The 17,547-nt window shown below is 68.0% G+C and carries 17 protein-coding genes; 11 read left to right on the forward strand and 6 right to left on the reverse strand.

The window, feature by feature from the left end:
- Nucleotides 1-38: 38 nt before the first annotated feature.
- The 5 genes from ACYVHG_RS07295 to ACYVHG_RS07315 are packed head-to-tail and all read left to right on the forward strand — an operon-like array spanning nt 39 to nt 5,689.
- Nucleotides 39-1,568 carry a FadD3 family acyl-CoA ligase gene (locus tag ACYVHG_RS07295; protein ID WP_461166733.1) on the forward strand — a complete coding sequence of 510 codons (1,530 nt, stop codon included), beginning with the start codon at nt 39-41 and terminating at the stop codon, nt 1,566-1,568.
- Nucleotides 1,565-2,491, forward strand: coding sequence for an enoyl-CoA hydratase (locus ACYVHG_RS07300; protein ID WP_461166734.1), 927 nt, complete (start codon nt 1,565-1,567; stop codon nt 2,489-2,491). Before ACYVHG_RS07295 ends, ACYVHG_RS07300 begins: the two co-directional genes overlap by 4 nt.
- The gene (locus ACYVHG_RS07305) at nt 2,491-3,651 is read left to right on the forward strand and encodes an acyl-CoA dehydrogenase family protein (protein WP_461166735.1); all 1,161 of its coding nucleotides are present in this window, start codon (nt 2,491-2,493) and stop codon (nt 3,649-3,651) included. Before ACYVHG_RS07300 ends, ACYVHG_RS07305 begins: the two co-directional genes overlap by 1 nt.
- Entirely contained in the window at nt 3,648-4,643 is a 996-nt protein-coding gene (locus ACYVHG_RS07310) for an acyl-CoA dehydrogenase family protein (protein ID WP_461166736.1), read from the forward strand. Before ACYVHG_RS07305 ends, ACYVHG_RS07310 begins: the two co-directional genes overlap by 4 nt.
- Nucleotides 4,640-5,689, forward strand: coding sequence for an acyl-CoA dehydrogenase family protein (locus ACYVHG_RS07315; protein WP_461166737.1), 1,050 nt, complete (start codon nt 4,640-4,642; stop codon nt 5,687-5,689). Before ACYVHG_RS07310 ends, ACYVHG_RS07315 begins: the two co-directional genes overlap by 4 nt.
- Nucleotides 5,690-5,763: 74 nt before the next feature.
- Here ACYVHG_RS07315 and hsaB read toward each other — a convergent pair whose 3' ends face one another.
- Genes hsaB through hsaA form a run of 4 tightly spaced genes read right to left on the reverse strand, consistent with a single transcriptional unit; the run spans nt 5,764 to nt 9,324 of the window.
- On the reverse strand, nt 5,764-6,339 hold the full coding sequence (gene hsaB / locus ACYVHG_RS07320) for a 3-hydroxy-9,10-secoandrosta-1,3,5(10)-triene-9,17-dione monooxygenase reductase subunit (RefSeq protein ID WP_461166738.1): 576 nt from the start codon (nt 6,337-6,339) through the stop codon (nt 5,764-5,766).
- Complete coding sequence (hsaC, locus tag ACYVHG_RS07325) at nt 6,339-7,265, reverse strand: iron-dependent extradiol dioxygenase HsaC (protein ID WP_461166739.1); 927 nt, start codon at nt 7,263-7,265, stop codon at nt 6,339-6,341. The genes hsaB and hsaC overlap by 1 nt, the downstream gene beginning before the upstream one ends.
- A gap of 2 nt (nt 7,266-7,267) precedes the next feature.
- Nucleotides 7,268-8,146, reverse strand: a complete 879-nt coding sequence (hsaD, locus tag ACYVHG_RS07330) for a 4,5:9,10-diseco-3-hydroxy-5,9,17-trioxoandrosta-1(10),2-diene-4-oate hydrolase (RefSeq protein WP_461166740.1) — start codon at nt 8,144-8,146, stop codon at nt 7,268-7,270.
- 2 nt (nt 8,147-8,148) lie between these two features.
- A complete protein-coding gene (gene hsaA, locus ACYVHG_RS07335; RefSeq protein WP_461166741.1) occupies nt 8,149-9,324 on the reverse strand; it encodes a 3-hydroxy-9,10-secoandrosta-1,3,5(10)-triene-9,17-dione monooxygenase oxygenase subunit in 1,176 nt (391 codons plus the stop codon).
- Between the two features lie 158 nt (nt 9,325-9,482).
- Between hsaA and ACYVHG_RS07340 the strand changes: the two genes are divergently transcribed.
- The 6 genes from ACYVHG_RS07340 (at nt 9,483) to ACYVHG_RS07365 (ending at nt 16,224) form a co-directional block, all read left to right on the forward strand.
- Nucleotides 9,483-10,949, forward strand: a complete 1,467-nt coding sequence (locus ACYVHG_RS07340) for an FAD-dependent oxidoreductase (protein WP_461166742.1) — start codon at nt 9,483-9,485, stop codon at nt 10,947-10,949.
- 131 nt (nt 10,950-11,080) lie between these two features.
- Nucleotides 11,081-12,802, forward strand: a complete 1,722-nt coding sequence (gene kstD / locus ACYVHG_RS07345) for a 3-oxosteroid 1-dehydrogenase (protein WP_461166743.1) — start codon at nt 11,081-11,083, stop codon at nt 12,800-12,802.
- The gene (locus tag ACYVHG_RS07350; protein ID WP_461166744.1) at nt 12,799-13,965 is read left to right on the forward strand and encodes a Rieske 2Fe-2S domain-containing protein; all 1,167 of its coding nucleotides are present in this window, start codon (nt 12,799-12,801) and stop codon (nt 13,963-13,965) included. Before kstD ends, ACYVHG_RS07350 begins: the two co-directional genes overlap by 4 nt.
- 4 nt (nt 13,966-13,969) lie before the next feature.
- Nucleotides 13,970-14,290, forward strand: coding sequence for a hypothetical protein (locus ACYVHG_RS07355; RefSeq protein ID WP_461166745.1), 321 nt, complete (start codon nt 13,970-13,972; stop codon nt 14,288-14,290).
- Complete coding sequence (locus tag ACYVHG_RS07360; protein ID WP_461166746.1) at nt 14,291-15,358, forward strand: 2Fe-2S iron-sulfur cluster-binding protein; 1,068 nt, start codon at nt 14,291-14,293, stop codon at nt 15,356-15,358.
- 8 nt (nt 15,359-15,366) lie between these two features.
- On the forward strand, nt 15,367-16,224 hold the full coding sequence (locus ACYVHG_RS07365) for a MaoC/PaaZ C-terminal domain-containing protein (RefSeq protein ID WP_461166747.1): 858 nt from the start codon (nt 15,367-15,369) through the stop codon (nt 16,222-16,224).
- Nucleotides 16,225-16,233: 9 nt separating this feature from the next.
- Here ACYVHG_RS07365 and ACYVHG_RS07370 read toward each other — a convergent pair whose 3' ends face one another.
- Both ACYVHG_RS07370 and ACYVHG_RS07375 read right to left on the reverse strand, forming a co-directional pair.
- Nucleotides 16,234-16,650 carry a nuclear transport factor 2 family protein gene (locus ACYVHG_RS07370; protein ID WP_461166748.1) on the reverse strand — a complete coding sequence of 139 codons (417 nt, stop codon included), beginning with the start codon at nt 16,648-16,650 and terminating at the stop codon, nt 16,234-16,236.
- Between the two features lie 17 nt (nt 16,651-16,667).
- The gene (locus ACYVHG_RS07375) at nt 16,668-17,537 is read right to left on the reverse strand and encodes a TIGR03619 family F420-dependent LLM class oxidoreductase (protein ID WP_461166749.1); all 870 of its coding nucleotides are present in this window, start codon (nt 17,535-17,537) and stop codon (nt 16,668-16,670) included.
- Between the last annotated feature and the right edge of the window lie 10 nt (nt 17,538-17,547).

Raw genomic sequence — 17,547 nt, forward strand, 5'->3', positions numbered from 1 at the left:
TGTTCTACCAAGCACTTGCTAGGCAGAAGGGTTTGCGCATGTCACGCACCATCGCAACAGTGCTGCGCAACGTCGCGCAGCAGTTCGCGGGGCGTACCGCCGTGGTCGACGGGGAGCAGCGGATCAGCTACACGGACCTGCACGACCGGGTCCGTGTATTCGCCAAGGCGCTGCTCGCCGAAGGCATCGGCCCCGGCGACCGGGTCGCGGTGTGCGCACCGAACAGCGAGGAGTGGATCGAGGCGGCACTCGGGGCCGCCTACATCGGCGCCGTCCTGGTGCCGGTGAACACCCGCTACACCGGCCCGGAGATCGTGGACCTCCTCGAACGGACGCGGGCGCGGGCGTTCGTCGTCGCCGGCCCGTTCCTCGGGGTGGACCGCCTGGAAGCGGTGATCGAGACCGCGGGGTCTCTGCCGGAGGCGATCTCGGCGGTGTTCCGGCTGCCCGAGTGGGAATCGGTTCCGTCCCGCAGCGCCTCGGTCTCCGACGCCGACCTCGACGCCGCCGCTGCCGCGGTCACCCCGGACGCCCCCGCGGACGTCTTCTTCACCTCGGGGACCTCGGGCCGGAGCAAGGGCGCGGTGAGCACCCACGCGCAGACACTGGCCAACGCCGCGAACTGGGCCGACCTGGTAGGGGTGAGCCCCGACGACCGGTACCTGATCCTGAGCCCCTTCTTCCACATCTTCGGCTACAAGGCCGGAATCCTGGCGGCGCTGCAGCACGGTGCGGCGATCTACCCGGCGCAGACCTTCGACGTGGTCACAGCATTCGAACTGGTCGAGCGGGAACGGATCTCGATCCTGCCCGGGGTTCCCACGGTCCATCAGATGATGCTCGATCACCCCGATCGCACGAATTACGACCTGTCCAGCCTGCGGGCGGCGACCACCGGCGCCGCGACCATCCCCGTGGTGCTGATCGAGCGGATGCGCAGCGAGCTGCAGTACGACCGGGTGCTCACCGCGTACGGGCTCTCCGAGGCCCCGGTGGTCACCATGTGCCGCGCCGACGACGCCCCGGAGACGGTGGCCACCACCTCCGGCCGGGCGGTGGCGGACATGCAGGTCCGGATCGCCGGCGACGGCGAGATCCTGGTCCGCGGACCGAACGTGATCACCGAGTACTTCGAGGATCCCGGGGCCACCGCCAAGGCCATCGACGCCGACGGATGGTTCCACACCGGCGACGCCGGATCGATGGACGAAGCGGGCAACCTGCGGATCACCGACCGGATCAAGGACATGTTCACCAACGGGGGATTCAACGTGTACCCGGCGGAGGTCGAACAGGTGATCGCCCGCATCCCGGGTGTCTCCGAGAGTGCGGTGATCGGCGTCCCCGAGGCTCGTCTCGGGGAGGTGGGGAAGGCCTTCGTGGTGCTCACTCCCGGTCACCGGGTGACCGAGGAGGCGGTGATCGATCACTGCCGGCAGTACCTGGCGAACTTCAAAGTGCCCCGCAGCGTGGTCTTCGTCGACGAGTTGCCGCGCAATGCCACCGGAAAGGTGCTCAAGCGTGTACTGCGCGCGAGCGAAGCCCCTGCAGCAGGAGAGAATCGATGACCGACAGCACAGCCGCCGCCTCCGAGTCGAGTGACTCCCCCGACGAGCAGGAGGTGGTGACCTATCAGCTGCGCGGCCCGGTCGCGGTGGTGACGATGAACCGTCCCGAGTACCGCAACGCGCAGAACTCGGCGATGACCTACGCACTCGACGCGGCGTTCGTGCGCGCGGTGGAGGATCCCCGGGTGAAGGTGATCGTGCTGGCCGGCGCGGGCAAGCACTTCTCCGCCGGTCACGACATCGGCACCCCCGGCCGTGACGTCGATCAGCACTTCGAGAACCGCGCGGTGCTGTGGTGGGACCACGTGGGACGCGAGGGCGGGGACCAGCGGTTCGCACGCGAGTCCGAGGTGTACCTGGGCATGTGCCGACGCTGGCGGGAGATCCCGAAACCGGTGATCGCCTCGGTGCAGGGTGCCTGCATCGCGGGTGCGCTGATGCTGGCCTGGAGCTGCGATCTGATCGTCGCCTCCGACGATGCCTTCTTCTCCGATCCCGTTGTACGCATGGGTATTCCGGGGGTCGAATACTTCGCGCATCCGTGGATGATGGGCCCGCGCGCGGCGAAGGAGTTCCTGTTCACCGGCGACCGCTTCTCCGCACAGCAGGCCGAGCTGTGGGGGATGGTCAACCGGGTCGTACCGCGCGCCGATCTCGAGGAGCAGACGATGACGCTCGCCGAGCGGATCGCCGACATGCCCGGTTTCGGTCTGGCACTGACGAAGAAGGCCGTCAACCAGTGCGAGGATCTGATGGGCATGCGCGCCGGAATGGACTCGGTCTTCGGGCTGCACCACTTCGCGCACGCGCACAACGCCGAGGCGTCCGGCGGCGATTCGCTGGGCGGCCAGGACGCCAAGTCGATGGCCTCGGGTGCGCGCAATGCCGGCGAGGGCGCGGGCGGCGCCGGGAGGGATCGCTAGTGGACCTCGAATTCGACGACGCCACCGTCGCCTTCCGCGACGAGGTACGGTCCTGGCTCGCCGCGAACTTGCCCGCTGAGCCGTTGCCTTCCTTCGACACACCCGAGGGTTTCCAGGCGCATCGGGACTGGGAGGCCACGCTCTTCGACGCGGGCTTCGCCGCGGTCTCCTGGCCGAAGGAGTTCGGCGGCCGCGATGCCACGCTGCTGCAATGGGTGGTCTTCGAGGAGGAGTACTACGCCGCGCGGGCTCCGCTGCGAGTGAACCAGAACGGCCTGTTCATGCTGGCCCCGACCCTGTTCAGCCACGGCACGGACGAGCAGCGGGCGCGGATCCTGCCGTCGATGGCCCGCTCGGAACGGGTCTGGGCACAGGCCTGGTCGGAGCCGGAGGCCGGTAGCGACATCGCCTCGCTGCGGTCGACCGCGGTACGGGTGGACGGTGGCTGGAAACTGTCCGGGCAGAAGACGTGGAGCTCGCGCGCCGCGTTCGCCGATGGTGCCTTCGGCCTGTTCCGCAGCGAACCCGGTTCCGAGCGGCATCGCGGACTGACATATGTGATGTTCGACCTGCGCGCCCCCGGTGTCACGGTGCGCCCCATCCCCCAGCTCGACGGCGAGCCGGGTTTCGCCGAGATCTTCCTCGACGAGGTCTTCGTACCCGACGCGGACGTGATCGGTGAGCCGGGTCAGGGTTGGCGGGTGGCGATGACCACGGCGAACAACGAGCGCGGCCTCTCACTGCGCAGTCCCGGACGGTTCCTGTCCGCCGCCGACGCGCTGATCGACCTGTGGGAGCGCGAGGACGGTGACACCGCGAGTGCCGCAGCCAGGGGTGTGGCGGACGCCTGGATCGGTGCACGGGCGTATCAGCTGTACACCTTCGGCACCGTCACCCGACTGCAGGACGGTGGCGAACTCGGACCGGAATCGAGTGTGAACAAGCTGTTCTGGAGTCACCTCGACGTCGCCCTGCACGAGACCGCCCTGGACCTGCTGGGCCCGTCGGCCGAGCTCACCGGACCCTGCGCACCCGACGCAGGACGCTGGCCCGCCGGGTACCTGTTCTCACTGGCCGGCCCGATCTACGGCGGCACCGACCAGATCCAGCGCAATACGATCGCCGAGCGTCTCCTCGGCCTACCTCGAGGGGCCCGATGAGATTCGCAGCGTCACAGGAGAACCGGGCCTTCGCGGAGTCGCTCGACGATCTGCTCGCGAACGCCGGAACCGCGGCGGCCGCCCGGGCCTGGGCCGAGGGTGATCACGAGCGCGGCCGCGAACTGTGGTCGGCGCTGGCCGACCTGGGCGTCACCGGACTCGCGATCGCAGAGGAGCACGGCGGTGCCGGCGCCGATTCGGCGGATCTCGCGGTCGCCTTCGACCGGCTCGGCTACCACGGGGTTCCGGGCCCGGCAGTGGAATCGATCGCCGTGCTACCGGCGCTGCTCACCGGTGATCTCAGTACGCACCTACCTGCGCTGGCCGCCGGAACGATCGGCACCGTCGCCATCGCACCGAGGACTCCCCTGCTGCTGGACGCCGATGCCGCGGATCTGCGACTGGTGGTGGACCGGGACGGCCGAGTCACCGAGACCGGCGAGCCGACCACCGCGCCGCACGGCTCCGTGGACCGGACCCGGCGCCTGTTCGAGGCGCCCGACGTCCGCGCAGGCGCCCCCGGCGACCGGGACCGGGCGCTGGTCGTGGCGACCTTCGCGACCGCCGCGCAGGTTCTCGGTGCCGGCCGCAGACTGCTGGACGACACCGTCGCCTACGCCAGGACCCGCGCCCAGTACGGCCGGGCGATCGGTGAGTACCAGTCGATCAAACACCTGCTGGCCGATGTCGCGACCCGGCTCGAACTGGCCGCCCCCCTGGTGCAGGGCGCCGCGGTCGCGCTCTCCGGCGCGGAGCCGCGCGGGGTGGATCTGGACGCCGCGCGCGACGTCGCCGCGGCACGCGTGGCGGCCGCCGATGCCGCGTACCTCGCCGCGCGGACCGCGCTGCAGGTGCACGGCGCGATCGGCTATACCGCGGAGTACGACCTCGGCCTGTGGATCACCAAGGTCCGCGCCCTGCAGTCGGCGTGGGGTACCCAGGCCGAACACCGAGCGACGGTGCTCGATGCAGTCCGGGAGGCGGCCCGATGAGCTCGGAGTTGGACGATCTTGCGGGCGCGGTCCGCAGTGTGATCGAGCGGCGCTGGTCGCCGGAGGCACTACGCACGGTGATCACCGGCGACCAGGGCCACGACCGGGGGCTGTGGTCGGTGCTGTGCGAACAGGTCGGCGTCGCGGCACTGGCCGTTCCGGAGGAGCAGGACGGGCTCGGTGCCGGTGTGCGGGCCCTCCAGGTGGTCGCGGCCGAACTGGGCCGGCACCTGGTCCCCTCCCCCTTCCTGGGTTCCGCGGTACTGGCCACGACGGTGCTCGCATACACCCGGGAGACCGCGTTGCTGGCGGCCCTGGCGAGTGGAGAGCGGACCGCCGCGCTGGCTTTCGCGGGCCGCACCTTCGATGAGCGCCCGGTCACCGCCTCCGGCGGGCGGCTCTCGGGGACTACGGGCCTGGTCCTCGACGGAGATCTCGCGGACGACCTGTTGGTGATCGCCGGAGGTGGGCTGTACTTGGTGACCGGCTCCGATGTCGAGCGCAGGCACACGCCCTCGATGGACCCGACCCGCCGGTTCGCGGAGGTCACCTTCGACGACACCCCGGCCCGGCTACTGCTCGACGATGCCTCCCCCGCCCTGGCACGTGGGCTGGACGTCGGTTGCGCGGTGCTCGCGGGGGAGCAGGCCGGCGCAGCGGGGCAGGCGCTCGCGACGACGGTGGAATACACCGGTTCCCGGGTGCAGTTCGGGCGTCCCATCGGTTCGTTCCAGGCGCTCAAGCACCGGATGGCGGACCTGTTCGTGCTGGTCGAATCCGCCCGCTCGGCGGCCGCGGCCGCCGGGGAGGCCCTCGACGATCCCCAGGCCGGCGCGCGCACCCGGGAACTGGCCGTGGCCGCCGCGAAGGTGTTCTGCTCGGAGGCCTTCAGCACAGTCGCCGCTGAGATGATCCAGCTGCACGGCGGCATCGGCATCACCTGGGAACATGATGCGCACCTGTACTTCAAACGAGCGCACTCGTCATCGCAGTTGTTCGGCGATCCCGCTCATCACCTGGCGCGCCGCGAACTGACCCACTCGTAACACTCTCGGGCGCTGCCGCCCGACACGAAGAGCGGCCGGGCACCTACGGGTGCCCGGCCGCTTCGCGGGGATCATCAGACCCAGTCGTCGCCGACCGGCCAGGTGAGGAACGAGTCCAGCGACAGCGCACGGGGAATCGCCTGCCCCGGATCGGTCACCGTCTGGGTGTACCGCCCGCGGTAGAACAGCAGCGGGCGAGCCGCGTTCGGCGGACTCAATTCCAGTACCCGGCCGACCACGATGTAGTGATCGCCACCGTCGTGCACGGTCTCCACAGCGCAGTCGATCCAGCTCAGGACACCGTCGAGTAGCGGCGAACCGGTGGTGGAGGGCTTCCATTTGACGGCCCCGAACTTGTCCGGATGCCGGGAACCGAAGACCGAACTGACATCCTGCTGTCCCTCGCCGAGTACGTTGACCGCGAAATGGCCGGTCCGTTCGATGGTTCGCCAGGCGCCGGAGGTCTTCATCGGGCAGAACAACACCAGCATGGGATCGAGGGACAGCGCCGAGAAGGACTGGCAGGCGAAACCGGCCGGGCCCTGCTCATCCGCCGCGGTGATCACCGTGACGCCGGTGCAGAAGTGCCCCATCGCGGTCCGGTAGTCCAGTGGCTCGATCGGTGCGGGGGCGTTCGACGCGGTCGTCATCACTGCTCCTTGAAACCGACGGTGAAGTCGTGGCCCCACAGGCTGACCGCCGTGGATTCCCGCGCGATCCAGTCGTCGTTCTCGACTTCGAGTCCTTCGCAGCCGAATTCGATGTCGAAGCCACCCGGCGTCTTCATGTAGAAGGAGAGCATCTTGTCGTTGATGTGCCGCCCCAGGGTGGCCGACATCTTCACCTTCTTACGGTTCGCCCGGTCCAGGCACAGACCGACGTCGTCGGAGTTCTCCACCTCGACCATGAGATGGACGATGCCCGTCGGGTTCGGCAGCGGCAGGAAGGCCAGCGCGTGGTGACGCGGGTTGCAGCCGTAGAACCGCAACCAGGCAGGGTCACCGTCGGCCGGCCGGCCGACGATCTGCGGCGGCAACCGCATCGAATCGCGCAATCGGAATCCCAGCACGTCCTGGTAGAAGCTCTGCGCTGCGGCATCGTCGGAGCAGGTCAGAACAACGTGACCGAGGCCCTGTTCACCGGTGACGAACCTGTGCCCGTAGGGGCTGACGAACCGGCGGCCCAGGTACTGCGCGCCGTGGAACGCCTCGAGGGTATTACCGGACGGGTCCTGGAATCGGATGAAGTCCTCGACCCTGCGCTCGAGCTTCTCCTCGGTGGTGCCTTCGGTGAAGTCGATTCCGTGCTCGGTGAGCGTCGCCCGCAGCTCCGCCAGACCGGCGGCGTCGGCGACCTCCCAACCGGAGACCAGCAGGCGGTCCTTCTCACCCGGCACGATCACCAGGCGGGCTGCGAACTCGTCCATCCGCAGGTAGAGGTTCTTCGCGCTGTCCGCCGAGGCGGCGGCGCCGCTGGGGGCACCCTCCATCATGCCCAGCACTTTGAGTCCGTACTCGCGCCAGGCGTCGACGTCGGTGGCCTCGATGCGCATGTAGCCGAGCGCCTTGATCGGCATCGTCACTCCTTCGTACCGTCCAGGAAATCCGCCGTGAGCCGGTTGAACTCGTCGAACTTCTCCAGTTGCGCCCAGTGCCCGCACTGCCCGAAGACGTGCAGTTGAGCGCGCGGGATCTGCTTGAGCGCCAGGAGGGCACCGTCGAGCGGGTTGACCCGGTCTTCACGCCCCCAGACCATCAGGACCGGTTGGCGCAGCTTGTAGGCGTCGCGCCAGAGCATGCCCTTCTCGTAGTCGGCGGAGGCGAAGGACTTGCCCATCGCCTTGAACGCGGAGATCGCATCCGGGTCGAGGGCGCGCTCGCAGCGTTCGTCGATCAGCTCCGGTGTGATCAGCTTCTGGTCGAAGACCATGATCCGGAGGAAGTCCTCCAGTCGTTCCTTGCTCGGGGCGGCGTAGAACCTCTGCAGCGTGCGCAGGCCCTCCGTCGGGTCCGGGGCGAAGGTGTTGACGCTCAACCCGCCCGGGCCCATCAGGACGAGCCGGCCCGCACGCTGCGGGAAGTCCAGCGCGAACCGCACCGCGGTGCCTCCGCCGAGCGAGTTGCCCACCAGGTGGACCCGTTCGGTGACGCCGAGCACGTCGAGCAGGTCGTTCAGCGCCGTCGCGGAGTGCACGAAGTACTGCGGGTGTTCGGTCGGCTTGTCGGAGCGGCCGAAGCCCGGCTGATCGACGGCGAGCACATGGAAGCGCTGCGCCAGCACCGGGATGTTCCGGCCGAAGTTGCTCCAGGAGGACACTCCCGGACCGCTACCGTGCAGCAGGACGACGGTGCCGTTGGCCCGGTTCTGTTCGCCGGCCTCGTGGTAGTGCAGCGTGAGACCGGCTGCGGTGGTGGCGAACTTCCCCTCTTTGAGAACGTCCACGTCGGTCTGCGTCACGCTCAGACCATCCCGTCCATCACAGGCAGGCCGAACTCGCCGGTGCCGAACATCTTGTAGGCCCGCTCGGGATCGTTCGCGGCGTGCACCCGGCCGGCGTGGGCGTCGCGCCAGAACCGCTGGATGGGGGTCCCCTCGGCGAGTGCCCGACCACCGGAGTTCTCGAACATGCGGTCAACGGCGAAGATCGCGCGCTCGGTCCCGCGGACCTGGTCGCGTCGGACCTTCAGGCGCAGATTGAACGGGATCTTCTCACCGGCCTTGACCAGCTCGTACTCCTCGTTGATGTTGGAGATCAGCTGGAGCCAGGCGGCGTCGATCTCACTGCCGGCCTCTGCGACGCGCACCATGGCGAACGGATCCTCCTTGGCGGATTCACCGGCGTAGGCCGCACGCACGCGCTTGCGCTGGTGTTCGACGTGGGCGTCGTAAGCCCCCTGCGCCATGCCGATGATCGGCGCCGTGATGGTGGACGGGTGCACCGAGCCGAAGGGCAGCTTGTACAGCGGGCTGGTGTTGACCTCCTGGCCGGGCCCCTTGCACTTGGACACGTGCTGGAAGCTCAGCGCACGGTAGTCCGGTACGAAGACGTCCTCGACCACGATGTCGTTACTGCCGGTGCCACGCAGTCCGACGGTGTGCCAGACGTCGTTGATGGTGTAGTCGCTGATCGGGATGAGGTAGGTGAGGAAGTCGACCGGCTTGCCGTCCTTGAACGCCGGACCGCCGAGCAGCACCCAGGTGGCGTGATCGCAGCCGGAGGAGAAGCTCCACTTGCCGGTGAGCCGGTAGCCCCCCTCGACCACCTCGGAGCGGCCCATCGGCGCGTAGGACGAGGACACCAGGGTGTCCGGATCGTCTCCCCACACCTCCTGCTGAGCTCGATCGTCGAACAGCGCGACGTTCCACGGATGGATACCGAGGATCGAGGCGACCCAGCCGGTGGACCCGCAGGCGCTGGCGAGCATCTTGACGCCGGTGTAGAAATCCGCCGGGTCCGCTTCGAACCCGCCGTACCGCTTGGGCTGGAGCAGCCGGAAGAACCCGGACTGCTGCAGCGCCTTGATCGACTCGTCCGGAACACGGCGGGTGTCCTCCGTCTCCTGGGCCCGCTCGCGGAGCGCGGGCAGCATCTCCGCCACCTCGGCCAGCACCGCGCTGACGCTCTGTTCGCTCATCTTTCCTCGCCTTCTCCGACGCTCCGGCGGGCCCAGCGCCCGCCCTTGGTCTCATACTAGAACACGTTCTCGTTTTCTGGATCGAAACGCTACATCAAAAGTCTCGATCCGCCTATGTTGCTGATGTAACCGGTTACGCCCCGCCGTGAAGGAGAGCCATGTCCAACAGCCGTCGCCCGATCCCATCGGCAGAGGTCGACACCTGGCACTTCGAGGCCGACGTGGTGATCGCCGGTTACGGGATCGCCGGTGTGTGCGCCGCCATCGAAGCGGCACGGGCCGGCGCCGAGGTACTCGTACTGGACCGCTCCGGAGGCTGGGGCGGCGCAGCCGCACAATCCGGTGGCTGGATCTACCTGGGCGGGGGCACACCACTGCAACACGCCCTCTGCTTCGAGGACACCGCCGAGAACATGGAGCGGTTCATGACCGCGGCCCTCGGCCCCGGCGCCGACGTCGCGAAGATCCACGACTACGCACACGGCAGTGTCGAGCACTACCGGTGGCTCACGGAGTGCGGAGTGCGGTTCAAGGAGGAGTTCTGGGGCGAGCCCGGCTGGGAGGTCGCGCACGACGAGGGCCTGGGCTACTCCGGGGGCGAGAACGCCGCCCCGTTCAACGAGCTCGTACCGCCCGCACCTCGTGGGCACGTACCGCAGATGACGGACAAGCGCACCGGCGTGCGAGGCGCCGGCTACATGCTGATGAAACCCCTGGTCGAGACCGCCGAGGCGCTCGGTGTCCGCGCCGAGTACGACCTGCGGGCAAGGACATTGGTATGCGACCCGGACGGCGGCGTCGAGGGGATCGCCGCCCGCAGGTTCGGCGAGGAGTACTACATCCGCGCACGACGGGGCGTGGTCCTGGCGACCGGGAGTTTCGCGTACAACGCGGACATGATCGAGACGTACGCTCCCCGACTGATCGGGCGCCCGGCCGCTGCGATCGAGGAGCACGACGGAGCCGGGATCCTGATGGCGCAGGCCGCGGGTGCCGCACTCGCCCACATGGACGCCACCGAAGTGGCCTTCTTCGGCGATCCGCAGATGATGGCGCGCGGGATCCTGGTCAACGGTCGCGGGCAGCGCTTCATCGCCGAGGACACCTACGGCGGCCGGATCGGGCAGGCAGCACTGATCCAGCAGGACAACAGCGTCTACCTGGTGATGGACCTCGACTCCCACGAGGAAGCACTCACCACCCGCACCGCGACCGAATTCTTCCGCCAACCTCCGACCTGGGCCGCGGAGACCGTCGAGGAACTCGAATCGGACATGAGCCTGCCCGCCGGGTCGCTCACCGGCACCGTCGAGACGTACAACCGACACGCGGCCGATGGCCGGGATCCGCTCCTGCACAAGAAGACGCAGTGGGTTCGGCCGCTGACCGGGGCGGTGGCGGCCTGGGACATGCGGGGATTCACCGCCGGGTTCACACTCGGCGGGCTGCGCACCGACACCGACTCCCGGGTGCTGCACGTCGACGGTGAGCCGATAGCCGGACTGTTCGCGGCGGGCCGATGCACCTCAGGTGTGTGCGCCGGCGGTTACGCCAGTGGGACCAGCCTCGGGGACGGGAGCTTCTTCGGCCGCCGGGCCGGAGTCACCGCCGCTGCGCGGCGGTAGTTCGCACCACCTTCTTGAGCCTTTCGCAGCGGGTGGAACCTGTTCTAGTCTAGACTGCAGTCATGGCGCATACCTGCTGCCTGAAAGTGCAGGTAGAGCCGGAGAACGTGTTACATCAACGAGGAGAGTCGATGGCGCCGGAAACGACCGAGTACGACGTGATCGTGGTGGGGAGCGGCGCGGCGGGTATGACCGCAGCGCTCAAGGCGGCGGACACCGGCCTACGCGTGCTGGTCGTGGAGAAGGCACCGCACTACGGCGGGTCCACCGCCCGCTCCGGTGGCGGCGTCTGGATCCCCGGCAACGAGGCACTCGAGCGGGCGGGGGTCAAGGACACCCCGGACGAGGCGCGCAAGTACCTGCACTCGATCATCGGCGACGTGGTGCCCGCGGAGCGGATCGACACCTACATCGACCGCGGGCCCGAGGTCATCGCGATGCTGCACCGGATGAGTCCCCTGGAGCTGACCTGGGTGCCGGGCTACTCCGACTACTACCCGGAGGCACCCGGTGGCCGGGCACACGGGCGTTCCTGCGAGCCGAAGCCGTTCGACGGTAAGCAACTCGGCGACGAGCTCGACCACCTCGAGCCCGACTACACCAAGGCTCCGATGAACCTGGTGGTCACGCAGGCCGATTTCAAGTGGCTCAACCTGATCATGCGCCACCCCAAGGGCGTGGCGCGAGCGATGCGCGTGGCGGGCCGCTTCTACCTGGCCAAGGCCCGCGGCAAGCACCTGCTCGGCCGCGGGCAGGCCCTGATCGCCGCACTGCGCGTCGGGCTGCAGCAGGCGAACGTGCCGCTGTGGCGCAACACCGCACTGGTCTCGCTGCGCACCGAGGACGGCCGGGTCACCGGCGTCGTCGTCGATCGCGACGGGGAGCGGGTCGAGCTCACCGCCCGACGCGGCGTGATCCTCGCCGCCGGCGGTTTCGAAGCGAACCAGCAGATGCGTGAGCAGTACCAGCGCCAGCCGATCGGTACCGAGTGGACCAACGGCGTTCCCGCCAACACCGGAGACGCTATCCGCGCCGGCGAGCAGGTGGGCGGCGCCCTCGAATTCATGGACGACGCGTGGTGGGGACCGTCGATCCAGTTGCCGAAGATGGCCTGGTTCGCGCTCTCGGAACGCTCACTGCCCGGCAGCCTGATGGTCAACACCTCCGGTGAGCGATTCGTCAACGAGTCCGCGCCCTACGTCGAAGCCGTGCACTCGATGTACGGCGGCCGATTCGGGCAGGGTGAGGGCCCCGGTGAGAACGTGCCCTGCTGGTTGGTCTTCGATCAGCGCTACCGCAATCGATATCTGTTCGCCGGCCAGCCGCCGCGCCAGCCACTGCCCAAGCGCTGGTTCGAATCCGGGTGCATGGTGCGAGCGAGCTCGATCCCCGAACTCGCGGAGAAGATGGGTGTGCCCGCTGCGGCACTGACCAGCACCGTCGACCGGTTCAACGGATTCGCGCGTGCCGGACGCGACGACGACTTCCATCGCGGCGAGAGCTCGTACGACCACTACTACGGTGACCCGCGGAACAAGCCGAACCCGAGTCTCGCCGAGCTCACCACCGGCCCGTTCTACGCTGCTCGTATGGTTCCCGGCGATCTCGGCACCAAGGGCGGACTGCGGACCGACGTGGCCGGCCGGGTGCAGCGCGCCGACGGCACCGTGATCGACGGCCTCTACGCCGCCGGTAATTCCAGCTCGCCCGTCATGGGCCACACCTACGCCGGACCGGGCGCCACCATCGGCCCCGCGATGGTGTTCGCATACCTGGCCGTGGAAGACATGGCCACCGCCCAGTCAGCCCCCACGGCTTCAGCGCCGACCCTCGCGGAAGAGGAGATCTCATGACCGACACCGAGACCGCAGCCCGTCTCATCGACAGCGGCACCGCACCCACCCGGTACGCCCGGGGCTGGCACTGCCTGGGACTGCTCAAGGACTTCGCCGACGGCAAGCCGCATGCGGTGCACGCCTTCGGGACCAAGCTCGTGGTCTTCGCCGGCGACGACGGCAAGGTCAACGTGCTCGACGGGTACTGCCGGCACATGGGCGGCGACCTCACCCAGGGCACCGTCAAGGGCAACGAGGTGGCCTGTCCGTTCCACGACTGGCGGTGGGGCGGCGACGGCAAATGCAAGTCGATCCCCTACGCCAAGCGGGTACCGCTGCGCGCACGCACCCGCACCTGGCCGACGATGATCGAGAACGATCAGCTGTTCGTCTGGCACGACACCGAGAACTCCAAGCCCCCTGAGGAACTCGCCATCCCCAAGATCGACGGCGAGGTCGACGGACCCGAGTGGTCGAACTGGGTGTGGAACGAGATCGTCATCGAGGGAAGTAACTGCCGGGAGATCGTCGACAACATCGTCGACATGCCGCACTTCTTCTACATCCACTACGGCCTGCCCACCTACTTCAAGAACGTCTTCGATGGGCACATCGCCTCGCAGTACCTGGACACCAAGGGTCGCAACGACGTCAGCGACATCGGGCTCTCCGGCGGCGACGACGTCCTGCTCAAGTCCGAGGCGCACTACTTCGGGCCGTCGTACATGATCAACTACCTGCACAACGACTACAAGGGCCTGCTGATCGAGAACGTCCTGATCAACTGCCACTACCCGATCGACCAGACCTCGTTCAAGCTGATGTACGGGGTGAAGGTCAAGAAGCTGCCCGGTCTCGACGACGACAAGGCCGACGTGATCGCCGGGAAGTTCGCCAAGAACGTCGGGCTCGGCTTCCTGCAGGATGTGGAGATCTGGCAGAACAAGACCCGCATCGACAACCCGCTGCTGTGCGAGGAGGACGGCCCGGTATACCAGCTGCGCCGCTGGTACGAGCAGTTCTACGTGGACTCCGCGGAGGTCACCGAGGACATGACGCAGCGCTTCGAATTCGAGATCGACACCGCCCACGCCGTGCAGGCGTGGGAGGCCGAGGTCGCCGACAACATCGCCCGCCAAGAGGCCGAGAAGGCCGCCTCGCCGCATCCCACCGGAGCCTGATCCGATGTCCCCCACGGTGACCGTCTTCGGTGAGCCGGTGACGTGTGCGGACACCGTCGCCGACCGTGAGGGGTTCCTCACCGACGGCTACACCCCGTTGGAGTGCAGCACGTGCGGGGTCGCGGTCCAGGTCAAGAAGAACAGTCGGGAGCAGACGTCCATCCAGTGGTGCGGTCCAGCCCGGACCTGTTCGGTGTTCTCCGCCGACGGTTCCGGCACCACACTGCGGGCCACCTGCCCGCGCCTGATGGAATCGATCGCCCGTGCGGCGAAGCTCGGCACGGTCCCGGTGCCGGAATCCGTTACCCAGGAGGAGAGTCCTTAAGTGAGCATCCACCGTCTGCTCGTCGCGAAGGTGGTCGCGGAGACGCACGACGCGCATTCGATCGAGTTCGAGGTGCCCGCCGAATCCGCGGAACAGTTCACCTACAAGCCTGGTCAGTTCCTCACGATCCGCGTACCCAGTGATCGCACCGGATCGGTGGCGCGCTGCTATTCGCTGTGCAGTGCTCCGCACGACGGCGGACCGCTGCGTGTGGCGGTCAAGCGCACCGCGAACGGCTACGCTTCGAACTGGTTGTGCGACAACGCCACGCCGGGAATGGAGATCGACGTGCTGGCGCCCGCCGGCATCTTCACGCCGAAGTCGCTGGACACCGACATGCTGCTGTTCGCCGGAGGCAGCGGCGTCACTCCGATCATGTCGATCCTGCGCTCGGTACTCGAACGCGGCACCGGTGCGGTCACGCTGATCTACGCCAATCGCGATGCGCAGTCGGTGATCTTCGCCTCCGCGCTGGCCGAGCTGTGCCGCGAACATCCGGACCGGCTCGCGGTGATCCATTGGCTCGAATCCGTACAGGGCCTGCCGAGTGCGGCGAACCTGGCCACGCTGGCGGCGCCGTACGCCGGCCGGGAGGTCTTCGTGTGCGGGCCCGGCCCGTTCATGGACGCCGTCTCCGAGGCGATGACCTCTCTCGGTAAGGGTCGACGCGAAGTGCACATCGAGAAGTTCCGCTCGCTGCCCCGCAACCCGTTCGAGGTGGAGCAGGCGCAGGAGGAGGCCGAGGAGAAGGTCGCTGTCGCCGAGGCGGAGGATCTACCGGCGCCGGCGACCGACAACGGCACCGTCACCGTGGAGATCGACGGGTCGACGCAGGAGCTGGTGTGGCCGGCGCAGAAGAAGCTGCTGGAAGTGATGCTCGAAGCGGGTATCGATGCACCGTACTCGTGCCGGGAGGGCGCCTGTAGCGCCTGCGCCTGCCGCATCGTCGACGGCGAGGTCGAACTCGCGCACAACGAGGTTCTCGATCAGGAGGACCTCGACGACGGCATCATCCTGGCCTGCCAGTCCATGCGCCGCACCCCGTCGGTGCGTATCACCTACGAATAGGGAGTTCCATGCCCATCGATCCGGCGATCGCGATCGGCGCCGATCTCGGCACCACCGAGTTCTCGTGGAGCACATCCGATGTGCTGCTGTATCAGTTGGCGCTGGGCGCCGGTGGCGATCCGCTCGCCGCCCGCGAGCTGCGCTACGCCACCGAACAGGACACCGTCGTGCTGCCCACCTTCGCCACGGTGGCGCAGAACTTCCACGCCACCGAGCCGCCAAAGGTCTCCTTCCCCGGTGTGGAGATCGATCTGGCGAAGGTGGTGCACGGAAGCCAGTCGGTGACCGCCCATCGTCCGCTTCCGGCGAACGGCTCCGCCACCGCCCGCACCCGCATCTCCGACGTGCACGACAAGGGCAAGGCCGCGGTGATCTGGCAGGAGACCGAGGTGGTCGATGCCTCCGGCGAGCCGCTGTGGACGGCGCGCTCATCGATCTTCGCCCGCGGTGAGGGTGGCTTCGGCGGTGAACGCGGCCCCTCGGACAAGATCGAACTACCCGAACGTGGGGCGGACCTCACCATCGACGTGCCCACACTCGGACAGCAGGCGCTGCTGTACCGACTGTGCGGCGACCGCAACCCCCTGCACTCGGACCCGGCGTTCGCCAGAGCCGCCGGCTTCGACGCGCCGATCCTGCACGGTCTGTGCACCTACGGGATCGTGGCCAAGACAGTGACCGATGCCGTGGTCGACGGTGACGCCTCCGCCGTGGCCTCGTGGTCGGCGAAGTTCGCCGGGATCATGCTGCCCGGGGAGACTCTGCGGGTGCGGATCTGGCACGACGGCGAGCGTGAACTGGTGACTGCGGAGTCACTGGAGCGGGGAGCTCCGGTGCTCGCCGACGCGGTGTTCACCCGGCGGTGACATCGGAGTTCAGGAATCCACCGGACGGGCGGTGGCCATCGCTCGATCGACCTCCCAGAACGCCCGGAGCGCGACGATCTTGCCCTCCGTATCGACCTTGTAGGTGAACACCCCCTCGGCGTCGATGACGTGTCCGCCCAGGACGGTGCGGATCAGGCCCGTGAAGGCGACCTCATCGCCACAGGCGAAGCCGTCGTCGAAACGGAACTCCAGCGATTCCGCGATGCCGATGGTCTTGTCGTAGAAGGCGGCGATCTCCTCACGACCGTGGTGCCCTCGTCCCTCGGGGTCGAATCCGGACGGTCCGACCGGGTCTTCGACCACGCCGTCGGCGGCGAACAGATCGAGCCAGTCCTGTTTCCGGTGGGCGGTGGCAGCGGCCTGCGAGGCACGTCCCGCTACGACGGCGGGATGATCGTCTTTCATGAACGGCTCCTTGACGGTCAGGTGAATCTGCTGATCACGGCATCTGCGTACCGCCGCAGGTGATCGAGCTTCGGCTGCAGCGGCTCGGTGTCCGGTCCTACTCGGTAGGGCAGCCGGAAACCGACGATGACATCGGTGACGCCCTTGTCCTCCAGGCGCTTGACCCCGTCCACCGTGTAGGCGTCCAGGGAGATCACATGGATCTGGAAGTCCTGCTTGCCGTACTCGGTGCGCAACTCCGTGATCCGGGCGAGCATTCGGTCGAGCTCACCGGCCTCACCGCCCGCGTGCATCCACCCGTCGCCGAGACGGACGGCGCGGCGCAGGGCGGCGTCGGCGTGCCCTCCGACCAGGATGGGCAGCGGCTCGGTGGGGACCGGTGCGATCTTGATCGACGGGATGTCGAAGAATTCACCGTGGTACTCGAAGTAGTCGCCGGTGCACAGTCCGCGGATCACCTCGATGCACTCGTTCATCCGCCTGCCGCGCCGCTCGAAGGGCACCCCCATGATCTCGAAGTCCTCCGGCCAGGGGCTGATGCCCACACCGAGTGAGAATCTGTTGCCGCTGATCGAGGCGAGTGAGGCAGCCTGCTTCGCGACCAGCACCGGTGGACGGATCGGCAGCTTGAGCACGAACGGGGTGAACCTCAATGTGGTGGTGCATGCCGCCAGGGTCGCGGCCAGCACGAAGGTCTCGACGAACTCCTTCCCGTCCAGGAACTCCCTGCTCCCGTCCGGGGTGTACGGATACGTCGAGTCCGAGACCTGCGGGTAGGCGATGCTGTCGGCCACGCACATGCTGTGATAGCCGGCCTCCTCGGCAGCCTGCGCCAGGGGCGCGTAGTACGACGGATCCGTCATCGCCTCGGCGTACGTGAATCGCATGGTCGCCTTT

This window comes from Tsukamurella serpentis (assembly GCF_054780975.1).